Source organism: Candidatus Fokinia solitaria (assembly GCF_003072485.1).
Lineage (GTDB): Bacteria > Pseudomonadota > Alphaproteobacteria > Rickettsiales > Midichloriaceae > Fokinia > Fokinia solitaria.
The window spans coordinates 417,230-434,041 of record NZ_CP025989.1 but is presented as its reverse complement, the minus strand read 5'-3'; the positions used below and the strand labels follow the sequence as shown (position 1 = coordinate 434,041).

At 34.8% G+C, this 16,812-nt stretch carries 18 protein-coding genes and 2 tRNA genes; 13 read left to right on the top strand and 7 right to left on the bottom strand.

The annotated features are described in order from the left end of the window. Positions 1-21 precede the first annotated feature (21 nt). Positions 22-942 (bottom strand): signal recognition particle receptor subunit alpha, encoded by a 921-nt coding sequence (locus Fsol_RS02030; RefSeq protein WP_158521618.1) that lies wholly within the window; start codon positions 940-942, stop codon positions 22-24. A gap of 25 nt (positions 943-967) precedes the next feature. Between Fsol_RS02030 and Fsol_RS02025 the strand changes: the two genes are divergently transcribed. The 3 genes from Fsol_RS02025 to Fsol_RS02015 are packed head-to-tail and all read left to right on the top strand — an operon-like array spanning position 968 to position 2,832. Continuing rightward, positions 968-1,393 (top strand): dihydroneopterin aldolase, encoded by a 426-nt coding sequence (locus Fsol_RS02025; protein WP_108673233.1) that lies wholly within the window; start codon positions 968-970, stop codon positions 1,391-1,393. Between the two features lie 5 nt (positions 1,394-1,398). Then, positions 1,399-1,929 carry a DNA polymerase III subunit chi gene (locus tag Fsol_RS02020; RefSeq protein ID WP_108673232.1) on the top strand — a complete coding sequence of 177 codons (531 nt, stop codon included), beginning with the start codon at positions 1,399-1,401 and terminating at the stop codon, positions 1,927-1,929. A gap of 18 nt (positions 1,930-1,947) precedes the next feature. Next, the gene (locus Fsol_RS02015; RefSeq protein WP_108673231.1) at positions 1,948-2,832 is read left to right on the top strand and encodes an inositol monophosphatase family protein; all 885 of its coding nucleotides are present in this window, start codon (positions 1,948-1,950) and stop codon (positions 2,830-2,832) included. 231 nt (positions 2,833-3,063) lie between these two features. Here Fsol_RS02015 and Fsol_RS02010 read toward each other — a convergent pair whose 3' ends face one another. The 3 genes from Fsol_RS02010 to yidC form a co-directional block, all read right to left on the bottom strand. Beyond that, positions 3,064-3,885: a DNA adenine methylase gene (locus tag Fsol_RS02010; protein ID WP_108673230.1), complete on the bottom strand. Its 822-nt coding sequence runs from the start codon at positions 3,883-3,885 to the stop codon at positions 3,064-3,066. A 95-nt stretch (positions 3,886-3,980) separates the two neighbouring features. Then, positions 3,981-4,610: an endonuclease III gene (gene nth, locus Fsol_RS02005; RefSeq protein ID WP_199405091.1), complete on the bottom strand. Its 630-nt coding sequence runs from the start codon at positions 4,608-4,610 to the stop codon at positions 3,981-3,983. After that, complete coding sequence (yidC, locus tag Fsol_RS02000) at positions 4,611-6,242, bottom strand: membrane protein insertase YidC (RefSeq protein ID WP_158521617.1); 1,632 nt, start codon at positions 6,240-6,242, stop codon at positions 4,611-4,613. It abuts the gene before it with no gap. 120 nt (positions 6,243-6,362) lie between these two features. Here yidC and rplW point away from each other — a divergent pair, with 120 nt between their 5' ends. From rplW to infA, 3 genes are all read left to right on the top strand, one after another. Beyond that, positions 6,363-6,686, top strand: a complete 324-nt coding sequence (gene rplW / locus Fsol_RS01995) for a 50S ribosomal protein L23 (RefSeq protein WP_108673228.1) — start codon at positions 6,363-6,365, stop codon at positions 6,684-6,686. Positions 6,687-6,728: 42 nt separating this feature from the next. Continuing rightward, a tRNA-Arg gene (locus tag Fsol_RS01990) sits at positions 6,729-6,801 on the top strand. A 39-nt stretch (positions 6,802-6,840) separates the two neighbouring features. Beyond that, a complete protein-coding gene (infA, locus tag Fsol_RS01985; RefSeq protein WP_108673227.1) occupies positions 6,841-7,083 on the top strand; it encodes a translation initiation factor IF-1 in 243 nt (80 codons plus the stop codon). A 48-nt stretch (positions 7,084-7,131) separates the two neighbouring features. On the opposite strand, the gene Fsol_RS01980 is transcribed toward infA, so the two are convergent. After that, positions 7,132-7,950 (bottom strand): tRNA (adenosine(37)-N6)-dimethylallyltransferase, encoded by an 819-nt coding sequence (locus tag Fsol_RS01980; protein WP_108673226.1) that lies wholly within the window; start codon positions 7,948-7,950, stop codon positions 7,132-7,134. A 131-nt stretch (positions 7,951-8,081) separates the two neighbouring features. Between Fsol_RS01980 and Fsol_RS01975 the strand changes: the two genes are divergently transcribed. After that, complete coding sequence (locus Fsol_RS01975; RefSeq protein ID WP_108673225.1) at positions 8,082-8,618, top strand: hypothetical protein; 537 nt, start codon at positions 8,082-8,084, stop codon at positions 8,616-8,618. A 63-nt stretch (positions 8,619-8,681) separates the two neighbouring features. Next, on the top strand, positions 8,682-9,671 hold the full coding sequence (locus tag Fsol_RS01970; RefSeq protein WP_108673224.1) for a beta-ketoacyl-ACP synthase 3: 990 nt from the start codon (positions 8,682-8,684) through the stop codon (positions 9,669-9,671). 32 nt (positions 9,672-9,703) lie between these two features. Here Fsol_RS01970 and Fsol_RS01965 read toward each other — a convergent pair. Further along, a tRNA-Glu gene (locus Fsol_RS01965) sits at positions 9,704-9,778 on the bottom strand. A 227-nt stretch (positions 9,779-10,005) separates the two neighbouring features. On the opposite strand from Fsol_RS01965, the gene Fsol_RS01960 reads away from it, so the two are divergent. The 5 genes from Fsol_RS01960 to rplL all read left to right on the top strand — a co-directional run bounded on the left by Fsol_RS01960 (position 10,006) and on the right by rplL (position 14,036). Beyond that, a complete protein-coding gene (locus Fsol_RS01960; RefSeq protein WP_158521616.1) occupies positions 10,006-10,386 on the top strand; it encodes an MJ0042-type zinc finger domain-containing protein in 381 nt (126 codons plus the stop codon). Then, complete coding sequence (gltX, locus tag Fsol_RS01955; RefSeq protein ID WP_108673222.1) at positions 10,383-11,828, top strand: glutamate--tRNA ligase; 1,446 nt, start codon at positions 10,383-10,385, stop codon at positions 11,826-11,828. Before Fsol_RS01960 ends, gltX begins: the two co-directional genes overlap by 4 nt. Before the next feature lie 80 nt (positions 11,829-11,908). Next, on the top strand, positions 11,909-13,090 hold the full coding sequence (locus tag Fsol_RS01950; protein WP_108673221.1) for a hypothetical protein: 1,182 nt from the start codon (positions 11,909-11,911) through the stop codon (positions 13,088-13,090). A gap of 148 nt (positions 13,091-13,238) precedes the next feature. Continuing rightward, positions 13,239-13,529: an HU family DNA-binding protein gene (locus tag Fsol_RS01945; protein WP_108673220.1), complete on the top strand. Its 291-nt coding sequence runs from the start codon at positions 13,239-13,241 to the stop codon at positions 13,527-13,529. Between the two features lie 123 nt (positions 13,530-13,652). Then, positions 13,653-14,036 (top strand): 50S ribosomal protein L7/L12, encoded by a 384-nt coding sequence (gene rplL, locus Fsol_RS01940; protein WP_108673558.1) that lies wholly within the window; start codon positions 13,653-13,655, stop codon positions 14,034-14,036. Positions 14,037-14,980: 944 nt separating this feature from the next. On the opposite strand, the gene Fsol_RS01935 is transcribed toward rplL, so the two are convergent. Further along, complete coding sequence (locus tag Fsol_RS01935; RefSeq protein WP_108673219.1) at positions 14,981-16,795, bottom strand: sigma-70 family RNA polymerase sigma factor; 1,815 nt, start codon at positions 16,793-16,795, stop codon at positions 14,981-14,983. Positions 16,796-16,812: the final 17 nt, after the last annotated feature.

Here is a 16,812-nt window from a genome sequence, read left to right as displayed (position 1 = left end):
ATGACTCATCAAGTAAGTCTTCTATTGTATCATATTATCAACAAATTCTTTTACATCAAATTTTTGTATTGCACTCATGTTTTCTCCGCTACATATAGCCAGTACAGGTATTTTATATTTATCAACGACACTAATGATAGTGCCTCCTTTAGCTCTATTATCTAATTTTGTCACTATAAGTCCGCTAATTTTCACTATTTCATTGAAGGCAGACACTTGTGATAAGACATTCTGTCCGGAAGTGCCGTCTACTACTAAAATAACCTCTGAAGGCGCATTGACATGCAGCTTATTCATAATTTTTGCCATTTTCTCCAATTGACGCGCTAAATCAACGTTAGTCGGCAATCTACCGGCAGTATCAGCAATAAAAATATCGTAATCTTTATTTATTGCTTCTTCAAAGCCTTGATAGCACACCGATGAAGGATCGCAGTTACCAGAAGGTGCAAAAATATCTTGAGATGCTATTCCGACTTTTAACAACATCCTTTCTAGCTGTTCAGTTGCCGCAGCTCTAAATGTATCTGCAGCCGCAACTATAATCTTATACTCATTCAACTTTAGTAGATTACTGATTTTAGCTATTGTTGTAGATTTTCCACTGCCATTTACTCCGCAAATTAGTATAGAGTAGTGCTTTTCCTTCAATTTAATCTTATCAAATAGTGCTTTAGAAAGAGGGCTACTATGCTCTACGATATTCAAAATTTGCGTAATACTACTTTTCAATTCCTCTTTTACCGATTCAAATGTGTTACCTTTTATTTGTTGCGTAATACGAGGTACTAAATGCACGCTGATATCTGCCTCTATCAATACTCTCTCTAACTCTGAAAGTAGCATTTTACTTCTGATATCATCATTCTCATTAGAAAAGAGAGTCTTTAATGAGTTAGAGATTGAGAACTCTTTTAACTTGGAGTAGAACGATTTCAACACGAACGATGCAGTTTTCATTTAGCATATGGGACTATCAGATTTTTCTACAGCAATATTGCGAATTTCACAACTCGCATTACTTGTTCATCTTGGATGTTCTAAAGAAGAGAGGCAATTTAAACAAGAAGTATGGATAGATGTTTCTCTAGAATTTTCCACACTACCAAATGCATGTTTAGATGATAGGATATCATCCTGCGTATGCTATAAGTCATTATGCGATAAAATACTTTTATTTGCGGAAAAAGCTTCTTTCAATACAATAGAGAGACTCGCATATGCCATATACGAAATTATCACTGACTACATTATAAAATCTTCAGAAAATCCTTTTAAGCATGCAATAGAAGTGGATATACATAAGAAAAATACTCCTACTACAGCAATAAGAGAAGGCGCTTTTTTTAAGCTGAGAATTAACAATGATGTAAATGTGTTTGATACGCTGTAACTACCATGGAGATGACATTATTTCTTGCGCAGAATGCGGTAGAGCAGCACTCTATGACATATAATATCATAGATGGTGCACTGAGTAAGTACAGCAGAGTACTCGTTTCTTTCACCTCTCGTGAGGAAGAATTATTCTACGATGGTATGCTTTGGAGTCATAAAAAAATCTCTTTCATACCTCATGGAATGGCGCATGAGGAATTACCTACGCATCAACCTGTACTACTAGGCGATTCATTTAACAATATCCATAATAACCCTGAGCTTTTTATCGCTATGAGTAGAATGCGATTAAAAGAGTATGAACTGCTGAATACCAGTATATGGCGCACTTTACAGAGAATAGCACTCATAGTAAACATACAAGATATATCACTCGATCTTCATAATCCTATATATAAAGACAACTTGCTACGTAAATTGCATGATAGCAATGCATTTGATATAGATATTGAAAGCATCCTTCACTATATTACTTCTATTAATATCTCCCTTTATAAAGATCTGAAGTGGAGTAAAATACCAGTGATATAATACTCTTTATGCCGTTGCATGCTAGATAACGCTCTAAAAACAATGTTAGCTGCTGTGAGAAAAGCCGGCACTTATGTTAGCAGAGATTTCTACGAAGGAGAGAATAGGCCTCAATCAAAAGGAGTGGCAAGTTTTTTTACGAAGACAGATCTATACTCGGAAAACAATATTGTAAAAGAACTTTTTAGTGCAGGGTATAAGTATCATTTTTTGACAGAGGAAAATTCTGACATTGCATATACATGCAATATGCAAGCGCAGAATCAAAATTTGATTTGGGTACTAGATCCGTTGGATGGTACTACAAACTTTATAAATCATCATCCGCTTATAGGAATATCGCTAGCTCTAGCTAGAGGCAATGTAGAAAATGACAAAGCGATAATACGTGATGTAATTGTTGGTGTTATATACTTGCCGATTTTATCTGAAGCATATTTTAGCACATTAGAAGGTGCGTTTTTATCAGATAAAAACGGTAATAATGTAAAGCTGCATAACAAAATTGCTGGTAAGTTAGAAAAGACAGCTTTGGCGCACAGTATTTTTATGTTTTCCTTTCCGAAAGAAGATATGGATCACACTAGTGATAAAGCAGCGCAATTTAATGCTACTCTCGAAAAAATTAAAGCATTTCAGTGTTGTTTACGTATTAGCGGTTCGATAGTGTCAGATATGATATATTTATTGACGGGAAAGGCTGTTGCGGTAATGCACTACTCATGTAAAATATGGGACGTTGCAGCAGGATTTGCTATATTAAAGCAATCAAATTATAAATTCATCTCTCCACTTACTGGAGAATACTTAAGTGATCCCGAATCACTATGTACAAGTGGCTTTATAGCTGGAAATTCGTTTGTGATTAATTTGCTGCGTAGGGAGTTTTTTGCGAAAGCTTAAGGAAAAATTCTCTAAGAAAGAAGTTGGTATCGAGTTTAGATATTCAAAAGATATCAAAAAATCAACTATCATATTTCTGAAAAAATGATGAACACTTATAATTGAAAAGAAGTAGCTATCTCTAACTCATTTGAAAAATGAAAAGTGCGCTAACAATCTCAACGGAACTATTAGCGCTAAAATGTAAATGAGATCGTATCAAAAGGCGGAGAAATTATTACCGATTCAAATTTAATAATTCGTGATTAACCTTTCCAAAACAGAACTTCTTCTACTTGTTTTGCAATTTATTATCCTTGGCGCAAGGATTGTACGGCTTTTAAAATTAGAATATAACTCTCTGATAAAAGCAGTATCAGAATTTGAGATCATCACATTTACGCCTCGGTTACCAAGCATTACCGCAAAATCTCTAAGTTTTACTTGTTCTTGCTCATAAAATCCAATATCGGTGTATTTTACGAAAGAGTTGTTTTGCACTCTGTGATACGGTGGATCGAAGTAGACAAAATCGCCTTTTTTAGGGGTAATATACTCAAAATCTTGGCAGCTAACATCAGTCATTTGAAGTGCCTCGGCAACAGCGTATAAATTAGCACTATCGCAAATGCCGGGATTTTTATAATTTCCAGCAGGAGTATTAAATTTATTGCTCTTATTGACTCTATAAAGTCCATTATAGCACGTTTTCATAAGATATATAAATTTAGCTGAACGTTCTATCAAATCGTCTGATTGAGAGAAATGCTCTCTAATTTCGTAATAATATTTTGTCGTATGATTTAACGCGTGATACTGTAGCTTTTTGATAAGCGTTACAGTATCGGTTTTTATTGCATTATAACTGCCAATTAGAACTGAATTTAAATCTGAAAGATAACAATACTTAGCTGTTTTATAAATTTTAAAAAATAAAGCACCACCACCTACGAAAGGTTCATAATAATCGTTTATTTTTACTGGCAAAGCGGTAAGAAGCTCGTTTAATATCATTCTTTTTCCTCCTGCCCATTTTATAAACGGTCTTGGCGTTTGTTTATCGTAAATCTTCATTTGCTGCAAGCTTTACGCTTAATAAATGGCACATAAATTACTATTAAAACATCGAAATGCTTTAAATGTGAAAGAGAGAATAACCTTGAAATTTTTCAAAGAAGTTTTTTGCATAATTTATTAATTTTACATTCTAAACATAGTGGCTTTCTCGCTTTACATGTGTATCTTCCATGCAAAACTAAAAGATGATGCGCAATTTTTAGAAAGCGTTTTGGTATTATCTTTTCTAATATAATTTCTGTTTGAAATGGATTTTGTGTACTACAGAGTCCAATTCTGTTAGAAACTCTGAATACATGAGTATCTACCGCTACCGTATGTTTGTGAAATATCACATTTAATATTACATTAGCGGATTTTCTTCCAATTCCAGGAAGTTTCACAAGTTCTTCAAGAGTATCTGGCATGTCTCTATTCAGAAGCAGTGCAGCGCATTGAGTAATATGTTTAGCTTTTACGTTAAAATAGTTAATAGATTTAATATACTGCTTCAAACCTTCTTCTCCAAGCTTTAAAAATTCCTCGGGAGTTTTTGCTATATTAAATAGCTTATCTGTAATCTTGTTGACCATTATATCAGTACTTTGTGCTGATAGTATAACAGCTACAAGTAACGAGAATGGATTATGATAATTAAGCTCTATTTCTGGCTTTGAGATGGAAAGCTGAAGTATTTTAAATATCTTAGATATTTCTCTGCTATTTATCAGCGTTTTACTCATCTACAGCTTTATACTGTTCAATGCATAACGCATACAAAACTGCTGTGCAATGGAGAATACATTACTAGTAATCCAGTATATCATTAACCCGGAAGGAAATGACAGTGAGATGAAAAGCATTATGATAGGCATTATTTTAAATGCTAGATTATGCTCTGGACTTTGCGGTATTCCATATGCTTGTACCTGCTGCTGTATGAATAATGTGCCAGCCATGAGTATGGAAAGCAGATTTAAGCGTAGTCCACTCGGAAGAGATAAGTCCAATAATCCGAATAGATTAAATATATTACTTGGATCAGGTATCGATAAATCAGTAATCCAAAAGGCAAATGAAGCATGTCGCATTTCTATCGCGATTGAGAAAATCTTATACAGCGAGAAAAAGATTGGAAGTTGTATCAAGAGCATCAACAATGTACGTAACGGTTTTATTTTATAGCGTTTATACAATGTCATCGTAGCGTTATGCGCGCCTATTTTATCATTTCCATATTGCTGTTTAATCTTCTCTATTTCCGGCGCAACAAGGCTAATTTTCTTAGTATTTTTTGCACCAGAGTAAGCAATAGGTACTAATAAAGTCTTTATTATGATCGTAAGAAATATGATAGATATTCCAAAATTGTTGGTGAATTTATTAATTCCTATCAAGAGCTTATATATCGGTACTACTATGAAGTATAATATTCCGAAATCCATATTTTTATGAAACAAAGCTAAAGAGTATTCTTCTTCACATTGTTGTATTACCGCATGTTGCTTAGGGCCTATAAATAGTAATATTTCAGACTTTTTATTAGGTAAGAGGGCTTCGTCAGCTCTTAGCATAATTCTATATCCTATTAATTTCACTCCTTCCGCTTCTACTGATTTAACCATAAGCTTCATATTGCCTTTTTGAGGAAAGAATGTAGCTAATAGCCAGTACTTTTCTCCAATGCCAAGCCATTTAACATCATTCGCTGTTAATCTTTCATCATCTGATTGTCCTATTTCGTATAACTTATCATTCTTAGAATACATTATAGAGTACTGATACTCTTTGGTATTTTTTTGAAATTTCATAAAAGGATAAGCTGAAATCTTCATAGAAGAGTCTCCATCAAACCAATATTTAGCGGATAAAATATAGCTTTCATCGAGTTCAAGCGATATATAAAATCTTATTCCGTACTTATTTTGAAATTGTAGAACTGCTGCATTTTCAGCGATTTTATGAATATTCCATAAACTTTGAGAAGAAGGGTAAAAGTCTGATTGTTCAACAGCGGCATCATACGAAAATCCTACGGTACCTTTGTAATCTCTAGGAGAGTGATCGTATAAAAGTTCGATTTCCTTACCACTATCATCGAGAAATTTCTTCAAATTTACTTCACTCAGAGTTGCACCAAGTGGATTAATTTGCACTCTTACGTAATCATTTTCTATATCGATAGAAGTAGTATCATGAGGAGAATGAATGCTTGCATCAATAGCAAGATCTGATGATTGATCTAAAGATTCATACTTCTTTGCTAAGATCTCTTGCTTTTCAGCATCTTTTGTGAAGAATGGCACAACAAACATCTGCCATCCTATTAAGAAGGATACGCAGAGTAGTAGAACGGTAAAAAATCTCTTATCCATATGCGAGTAAAATTTTTTGCCGATGGTATACATGACACGCCTATAAGTAAATACTAATTGCGAAAGAGCAATTTTACGTGTACATTACGTGAGATATTATATGCTAAAATCATATTAGATATGCCGATCAATAGTCTGTATGACGTTATAAAGAGCGTGAAGTTTTCGGAAAAAACCGAATTGCTGAAAAACATGAAGGTAACTTCAAAAGATGGAGAAAAGGATAAGAAAAAGTACGTCTTAGTTGTGTCAAAAGATGCCACAAAATTACTTATACAAAAGGCGGTAGAGAAGTTTTTAAGTGCAGGCGTTGATAAAGTAAATGTGATTAATGTGAAGCCTTCTACGAGAGTATTTCGCGGTAAAAAGGGCGTTGTTTCCGGTTATAAGAAAGCTATTGTAACTCTCAAAGAAGGGCAGCAAATTCCTGAATTCTCATCTTGAAGTTGATGATCTTCATGAAGTTTTTTATAGTAAGTGTCTCATGCGTCTATAGCTCAGTGGATAGAGCGTTACCCTCCGGAGGTAAAGGTCAAAGGTTCAAATCCTTTTAGACGTGCCGTTTTTCTTTGTAATTGTTTATGTATGCGATATCTAGATGAGTAAGGATGATATGATAGAAATGCATGGTAAGGTTACTGAACTTTTACCTAATGCCATGTTTAGAGTGGAGTTAGATAATCAGCATCAGATTATTGCTTATACTTCTGGAAAGATGAGAAAGAACAGAATTAAGATATTGGTAGGAGATAGGGTAACAGTAGAGATAAGTCCGTATGACTTGAGAAAGGGAAGGGTTGTACATCGTACTGCTGGAGTTAAAAAAGCAGACGAAAGTTAAAATATAAGTTGCACTAGAATTTTTCCTTAATTGCAATTTTTGCACCAATTAGACTTTTACGATGATGTCGGGGATCATCTTATGTGAAAACCATGTTACTTGCCTCTTAGCATAATTTCTCGTCTTTTGCTGCATTCTTTCTAAGAGTTGTGTATATGATAGTTCATTTTGGAGGTGTTTTATTATGTCGTGCAATCCTATAATACGCGGTATGTCTTCTAGCGGAAAGTTGCTGTTATAAGCTCTCTTCATGAGATTTTCTACTTCTTCGATAGCGCCATTATGTAAAATAGTACTCGTTCTGTAATTTATTTTATCATATAAAAATCTTCTATCGGGATGAAGCCATGCGCATACAACTTTCTTATAACGCTCCTTTAATCCTTTATGAATAAGTTGCCTCACTCCTTCCTTTGTTGCAGATAGTAGACCATGAAGGAGAACATACATGTAAAGTCCTGTGCCTCCTACCACTATTGGAGTGACATCATTTTCGCTTGCATATGATATTTCTTCCAATGCCATATAAAACCAATCTGCAACACAAAAGCGTTTTTTATTCAAAACATCATAAAAGCCGTATAAGTAGTGCGACTTTCTACTTTTGATACTATTCGATGGTTGATCTGTAAGTACATCTACTTCTTTGTATACTTGAGTAGAATCGGCATTAATAATGCATGCTGGAAACATATTCGCAAGCTTCATTGCGAAATCGGATTTTCCACTACAAGTCTCTCCATAGATAAACAAAATCGTTTCCTTATCTCTTGCTGCCGCGCACAAATATCTTAGCGCATGCTCCGTCGTACACATTTCAGTGGTAATATCATGCGAAATAAAACGAAACTTCCTTCCATCAGTCACACTTTTGAAGCTAAAATATGATTATATACTTTTACTACTATTTACCTGTGAAACTGCTATATCTTTCATGAAATTGAAGAAAATTTCATTCCAAAACAACACAAGACTCTCGAATATACAGTGTAAAGAAGATGATATATCTTTACTATGGATATAGTAACGCTAAAGTAGATCGCATTGCAATAAATGTTAATGTTTTAATGTATATAAACAGAGTCTTGATGTTAGTACTAGGAGAAGAAAGTAAGCTTCTCATACGCTCTATCAGTACCATTCAAGAGATATTGGCATCAAGTAAGATAGAACCCGAAGTGTATGCCTTAAAAAATAGGATATTTGAAGCTTCCGTTTTTATGAACATACTGTTTGAGTCTAGAGAATTGCTAGGTGTAATAATCGTTATAGGTGATGTAATACCATTTCCTTCAGTATTTGATAAGTATTCAGTTATCTGTAACTTAATCAACAGCATTACAAATTTTGCGACAATTCAAAATATGCCAATTGGCATAACCGTAATCGATCCTAAAATGAACGAAGAAGAAGTGATTATCTGTAGTAGAGAAGGGGTCGTAGCTTGCTTGGAATTAATAAAGCTTAGAGAAGAAAATACGATGCTGGAAAGAACTACAGGGATAAAAGTAAAAACAGAGCCGGAATTTGATTAATATAGTTATTATAAGCACTCTGTGATAGAATTTATCGCATATTAATAATATATCGAAAGTACAATGCTTCTATCCATACTGAATGTATCTTCATATATTCCCGCAAAATGCGTGACAAATGCTGATATCGTAGCAACAATAGATTCAAACGATGAATGGATTACAAGCAGAACAGGGATAACACAAAGGTATATAGCTGATGGAGAGAGTGAAACTACCACATTGATGTCGTATAATGCATGCAAAAGAGTTTTTGAAAGTACTACAACAATATCTCCTAGTGATATTGACTGCATAGTAGTTGCGACTACAACTCAAGATTCATCATTTCCGTCTACCGCTAACATGCTTCAGAATAAGCTTGATATCAAGAACGGTAAGTGCTTTAGCTTCGATCTTCAAGCGGCGTGTTCAGGCTTCACATATGGCTTACATGTGATAAATGGACTGCATACACTTCATAAACAGTCTTCTTCAGCGCCTTTTAGAGCGCTTCTTGTCGGTGTTGATACTATGTCTAAACTTGTAGACTGGAGTGATAGAAATACGTGTATACTGTTTGGCGACGGTGCCTCTGCGGTATTATTATCAGATAATGCGGATGATTTCTCAGATATTGGTGAAAATGCTGGTATTGTAAAAACAGACATTGTCACTGAAGCAGAAGGAGTTAGTTCGCTATTCGTAGATCCTCCTTTAGGAAGTGGTAAACTACACATGAATGGAAGAGATGTTTTTAAGAAAGCCATAAATGGTATGGTGCAAATGGCAAACTCTTTAGCGAAAAAAACTTCAATAGCTTTAACGGATATAGATTTGTTTATTCCACATCAAGCGAATATCAGAATTATACACAATGTTGCTGATATATTGAGAGTAGATACTGATAAATTTATGACAACTATACAAAAGCATGCAAACACCTCTGCAGCTTCTATTCCATTGGCATTAGAAGAAGCAGTAAAGAGTCAAAAGCTTAGAAGAGGAAACACTGTCATGCTACTATCAGCAGGCGCAGGAATGACTTTCGGTGGCGCAATTCTGAAATATTAGCGCAAAGTAGATTACGATATCAATCGAAAGTATGGTGACCCCTGCGGGAATCGAACCCGCGTTACCACCGTGAAAGGGTGGTGTCCTAACCGCTAGACGAAGGGGTCTTCACCACCAAACGTACTAAATAGCGTTATTAATGTCAATCACAACTACAAAATAGAATTGAAATATTTATACTTATTTTCACAGTGATATTGGAAAAATCTTTACATATATCAACTAAAGCAGCATTTAGCAGGATAGTTGAAGTTTTACCGTAATCATTATACAATTTCGCTTATTGACGATGTACTTTACTGCATCGACTAACGATGTATCCATTTATAAAAAGATGAGTAACATACGCTGCGATAACTGTGGTGCAGTATTCAGAATATCTGAGAATACTCTATTAGTAGATCATCCAAGATTTGTACGATGTGGCGTATGCGAACATGAATGGCTTGCAGAAGCGTCAGATCTTATTCCAGAACTCACCGAGCAATATGATGCAGTACACTCAGTTATACCTCAAAATGCTGAGTATGTTGCAAGGGAAAGCGACTCAAAAGCAATGAAGATGATATTTAATGTCGTCTGTGGCTTTTTGCTACTACTTCTATTTATAAACCTCTTTACATTACTCTTTATTTATAAAGCTGAGGTAATTGGTTCTGTCTTCCCTATTATGAGGACGATTTACGAAAAATTAGGATTAGAATTTTGGTCATGACAGTAACTCGTTTCGCGCCTTCTCCTAGTGGATATCTGCATATAGGTTCTGCACGTACAGCACTTTTCAACTGGCTTACTTCTCGTAAGGATGGAGGAAAATTTCTACTAAGAATAGAAGATACAGATTCTCAGAGACTGCAGGAAAATGCGCTCAGCTCAATATTAGATAGCATGTTATGGTTAGGTATAACCTGGGATGGTGAAACAGTTTTTCAATCTCTCAATAAAACTCGACATCAAGAAGTTGCACATTCTCTTGTGGAGAAAGGGGCGGCGTATTATTGCTATATGTCAAAAGAGGAGATAGAAGACTTTCATCAGTTACACCCTACAAAGAAGCTTATCAGTCCATGGAGTGCAGCTGTACCTCCATCGCCAATAAAAGATCGTAGTCCAGTAATAAGATTGAGGGTGTCACACTGTGCACATAATGCAGAGTATGTATCCTTTACTGATACCGTAAGAGGAGTACTCACCGTTACATGCAGTGAATTAGACGACATGATATTGCTTAGATCTGATGGTACTCCTACTTATATGCTTGCGGTAGTAGTAGATGATCACGATATGAATATCAGCCATGTGATCAGAGGAGATGATCATATTTCTAATACATTTCGTCAAATTCTCATATATAACGGTATGAAATGGAATATACCGAAATACACTCATATCCCTCTAATCCACGATATGGATGGACATAAATTATCTAAAAGAAAAGGCGCTATATCTGTAGAAGAGTATAAAAAAATGGGGTACCTCCCGGAAGCTTTACGCAACTATCTTATAAGACTTGGATGGGGGGGAGATGGTACCACAGAAATAGCAGATATTTCCATGCTTTTATCGAAATTTTCCATAGATGAAATTTCTAAATCTCCATCTCGTTTTGATATAGCTAAATTGCGTAATATCAATCTCCATTACATTAAAAATGCATCTCCACAAGATTTACTTCACGCTTGTATTGAGATGTTGCGCACTCATAGTACGAAAGCTTCTCTTATTCAGAATGAATTATACATGGATAAGTTACAGCTAACGATAAATTGCAAAGAACTGGTTGATAGATTTTATACTCTTGAAGAATTAGTACTATTTGTCGAAAAATATATATTGCCCTTTAATAAGGATGCTATCACTCACATAGTAGAAGAAAATAAAGACGCTTGCCGTATTATATTACAGCAATTCTTGATATTGCTACAAAATGACAATAGTGAGCAAGTTTCCTTAAACGAAATAAAAGGAATACTTGATGCATTATTTATTCTTGCTTCTTCTGTCAAAATACAGAAAGGTGCTTTGATACAGTGCATCAGAAGAAGTCTTATGTTTGGAGAAAGCAATGGGCCAGATATAAAACTTATTACCTCTCTTTTAGCACGAAGCGAAATAGTTTACAGAGTGCATAGCCATTTGAAAGCGATTGATAAATAATTAAATGATATAATTTCTTATTGAAATTTTATTAAAGAGAAGATAGAATTGAAAAAAGAAATATTTACTAAATCGTCGTCATGCAACAAGTTACGTCACAAAATCAATCGCCACAAGCTGCAATATCAGATATAAAAGGAAAATTTGATTCTATGATGCGAAATATTACGCCAATTTCTTCTTCAGTACCTGAGAAGAAGAAGAATGAAGAGATTGAGACTTTGAATCAGATGATCGATAATGTAACGAAGGAATATAACTCGTTACAACCTGCACCAGGTACTGATTCAAAAAGTGCTATAAGTAATGGCTTACTCGCATATTATTCTCACGTACTACTGAATAAATTACTCTATACAATTCCCGATACAAGCCCAAATAAAGATGAACTGCTTAAAAATCCAAAATTACAGGAATTTTATAATACAGTTAATAGTAATGTAGAAAAATGTAAGAAATCTGTACACTCTAGTCCTCTTAATTATACCGATGCAAACACATTATCCGGAGGTAGTAATACACTCTCTTCGCTAAAGAAACCACTTTCGCTCAGTGAGAAATATCAAGAATTACAAGATACTGTCTCAGGAAATGGAACAGTAACAACAATCTCTCTTAACTCTGCTGATATTGCTCCTGTCGATATACCACGAGTAGCCATGCTATTACAGATTAATGATCCTGAAAATATGGCAAAAACTGCTGCTGCTGCAGAAATATGTAGCACTAAGCAGTATTCTCCAAATCAATCTCCTGTATCACCATGCATCATAGAATATGAAAACAGTAGAGCTAAACGTACAGGTGCAATGGCAATGAAATATGCCGTAACAGGAGTAAGTGCTGCAGCAACGGTAGGAGGCTTATATGTCGGTTTAAAAGCACTATCGATGACAAAATTGTTAGGAAATATGAAGTTTTTACCACACGCTGCAATACTTATGGGGGCTGGATTTCTTGCTTTACACATAATTAAGAAAGTAACATCGCGCTATTTGGGTAAAAGTAATACGCTTCCAAACGCAACAAAGTCTTCTCCGGAGATAAAAGGTTATGAAGTACCTATGCCTTCATTTGAGATGATGGGCGATGCAGCAGCAGCAAAGATTTTTGGGACGAAAAAAGATTCAAACACACAAACAACGATAACAAGTAATGATTTCAAAAAAGTAGTGGAAGATTTGGCACGTATAACAAAACAGGATAAGCAATTAAACATAATAGCTAATGAAGCAAATAAAAATCTTGTGCGCACAAAATAAAGGTATTACTTTTTCAGGCAAATAAGATAGTTTAATTTTATATTTCCTACATATTAGATGTACTTTTTTTTATCGGATATATTGGTATTTTGCACTAAATAGTGTATATATAGTCCGTATAAACGTAGATAAGTAAAGTTTTTTCTGTATGAACGTAGAGATAGAAAATGTAATGCATTCTCAAAAAGTGGTAGAAGCGCTTATGAGAGAGCATAACATCACTAAGAATGATGCATATAAGATATGGGATTCTTTCTGTAGAAATATAATGGGCGCTGTAATGTCGTACGCAACTGTGTCAATACCAGGGTTTGGTATGATCCAAATGTATGGCAAAGAGCAGGATAGCGTTGTAGTGCATTACTTAAACATGCATAGTGCAAAGAGTGTGAAACATGCTGTGATGCTGAATTTAGCTAAAAATTCAAAAAGCGTTTAATTGTTTATAACAATCTGCGATTTCTCTGAGATTAGTGTAATTTTCAATAGCTTTTCGCCATAACGTGTTGTATGTTACTATCGTTAATACATGACTTTTAATTGTAATTTCCATAGTAACGTTATGAAAAACGATTTGATAAAGACTCTTTCAGAATTGTCTGTTGCTGAAATCGCGACTTTGGTAAAAGATTTAGAGGAAGCTTGGGGAGTTTCCGCTGCAGCGCCTGTTGCGGTTGCTGCTAGTGCAGCGGCACCTGCTGCAGAAGCGCAGGAAAAGACAGCTTTTGATGTGATTATTACTGCAATAGATCCTAATAAGAGGATGGATGCAATGAAAGCAATTAAAGAAGTCGGTGCGCTTGATGGTCTCGTTGCAGCTAAGGCGATTGCTGATGAACTTACATCAGGAGGCGCGAAAGTTCTTAGAAGCGATGTAACTAAGCAGGAAGCAGAAGGATTTGCAAATACACTAAAAACTGCTGGTTGTACTGTAGAAATAAAATAAATTCTTTTTGAAGTAAAAAGCATACTAGCGTCATGAGATCGACGAATTTTTTCTCGGTTTTATGCGCTCTTTTGCTTATATCAAACTAAGAGACTACTCCTCTCAAATTTAGTACGTAGAGATATTAGCATTATAGAGAAGTGTTAAGGATATAATGGAGGATGTAAATTTTTCTCTCATATATCTACGAGTAGATTGGATACTCATTGCTGAGGCTGTTATTGATGAAATAGTGCCCAGAGAGATCTCTATATATTGACGGAGGCACTTCTTTTAGCCTTCTATTCTTCCTCACATACTTTACTGAAGATCGTTCATATTTTAGTGCGTGAATTCGAGTATTTTGTACTACCATGCTGAAGTAAAACGGCAATTTTACAATAAGCTATAGCTGCTATAATCTTAGCCATAATGAAGATGAAATCTCTGATATCGCAGAGAAGTGCACATTTTAGCGATACTTCTAATTTTCAACTGTATGAAGAATTCGCATTCTTCCTAGATTAATTACTATATCTTCATAACCTTTCTTTTGCAGAGAAGAGAGTTTTAGCTACTTTATAATAAAAAAGGAATACTTAGCTAATTCACTAATTCATTATAAGACTCTTTTTACTCAAAGATTTTTCTATTCACCAGTAACCTGTTTACGTATAACATCGAGTATTGAAAGGACTTTCAAGCACTTTCTTCTAAATAGATAAACAGCGTAATTGTATAATTATACATATGTTCTCAGCAAATTAGCATTTCGAGAATAAGTTCACGTTGCTTATATCTACTTTTTTACCACCTCTCTATATATATCTTTAAAATACCTCTTCTTGTAACATATAAGAACTTCTCTTACTTGGTAAATACGTACTCGCTTGCAATCGTTCAATGTGAAAGAGTTTACTTATTATTTTTTTCATAACTGACTTACGCTTTATACTATAGAATCGCTATACTTCACTTCCTATTGGGCGAGATATATTCATATTATCTGTTTTTTGCATTTTTCTTAGAGCCTTTCCTTCTATTTGACGAACTCTTTCTCTTGTTACACCAAGTACTAAGCCAATTTCTTCTAAAGTCATTTCCATAATAAAGCGCTCTCGGATTACTCTTTCTTCTCTTGCTGTAAGATTGAGTACAAGTATAACAGTGGTATAGTATTCAAGCCAATCTTTTGCTGCAATGGTAGTAGGGCTTTCTCCAACTTCTCCTTCTATATTATTACCTGTTTCATTTTGCTCGTCATTAGTAGGCGCATTCAAACTTGAAGGGTCTCTTGAAATTCTTACAATTTCTCTTACTTTTTTGACTGAAATTCCAGTATGCTCTGCTATTTCTTCAGATGTTGCTTCACGATTATTACGATGAGAGATCTCTTTTGCCGCTCTAGTTATTTTATTTATGCTTTCTGCCATATGTACCGGGATCCTTATTGTACGTGCTTGATCGGCAATTGCTCTAGTAATTGCTTGCCTAATCCACCATGTAGCATACGTAGAGAACTTATATCCTCTTTGATACTCGTACTTATCTACAGCTTTCATTAAGCCTATATTACCTTCTTGTACTAAATCCAAAAAGCTCAATCCTTTATTTAGATACTTTTTAGATATTGATACTACCAAACGAAGATTCGCTTCCATCATTCTTTTCTTTGTCGTTATTACGGTACAAGAAAGCTTTTCTATCTCTACGAGACTTCTTTTAAATGACCAAATATCGAGAAAAGACTCTTCTGCGATCATAGTAATCTTTTCTATTGCCACATCCAGTATTTCACTCTTAAGGATATTCTTAGTATTACTATCGACATCTAACAAATCGATAAAATTACTGAACTTCGTATACATTACGGAAAGCGTTTGCCCTGTCATATTGCTCTCGTAAAACTCCATCACTTCTGTACGAGATAAAGAATCTACATAGCGAGAAAAAGAATCTGCTATTAATTTCTCAATTTCCTGCAATTTTACGTTAGTACTTTGTATTTTCCGCATCATCTTATTGATAGTACTTTCCGTAATTTTCACTTCGGAAAGTATATTATACAATTCCGTAATTACTTCTTCATACTGCGGATTTTTAACAAACTTCATCTTCTTATCTTGAAGAAACATTTGTAATATAGGTCTTTGCATATTTATAACCTGATCAATAAGAGAGTACATCATTTCGAATTGCTCTAGTATCTTTGGATATATCGTGCTGTGCAGTTGAGAGTCTTGCTCTCCTATTTGATGGTAATCAACAACATCTTCATTATCTAAGTCATCATCAATTGAGAGAGGTTTTGTCGCGTCCTGCATAGAGTGATACGCTACTACACTTTCTATATCGACTACTTTAGCGATTTGTACACTACCAACTTTTATATCTTCTATCATCTGTAAAAGTGCTCTCAGAAATGATGGATGACGCAATAAAGCCTTTCTATATTCTGCAGTAGCAAGTTCAATTCTCTTAGCGATCTCTGTTTCATCTTCTCTTGTAAGAAGAGCAGTGGATGCAATTTTAGTAAGATAATATCGTACATGATCTTGATTCTTTCCTCTCTCGTCTGGATAGATCTTAGTAATGCTAATAGGTACATCTTCATCTCTTTCCTCAGTTTCATAACTCTCCTCCATGCCATGCTGCATCTTACTTTTAAGCTTATCATCGAAATCCAAATCTCTTTCATTTTGCACTCTCGCACGCGTAGACTTACTACTCTTCGAATTTTCAGTTTTTTTCGTTGAGAGTTTTTTATTTGTTCCTGGCATAGATGATTAAGTAAGTA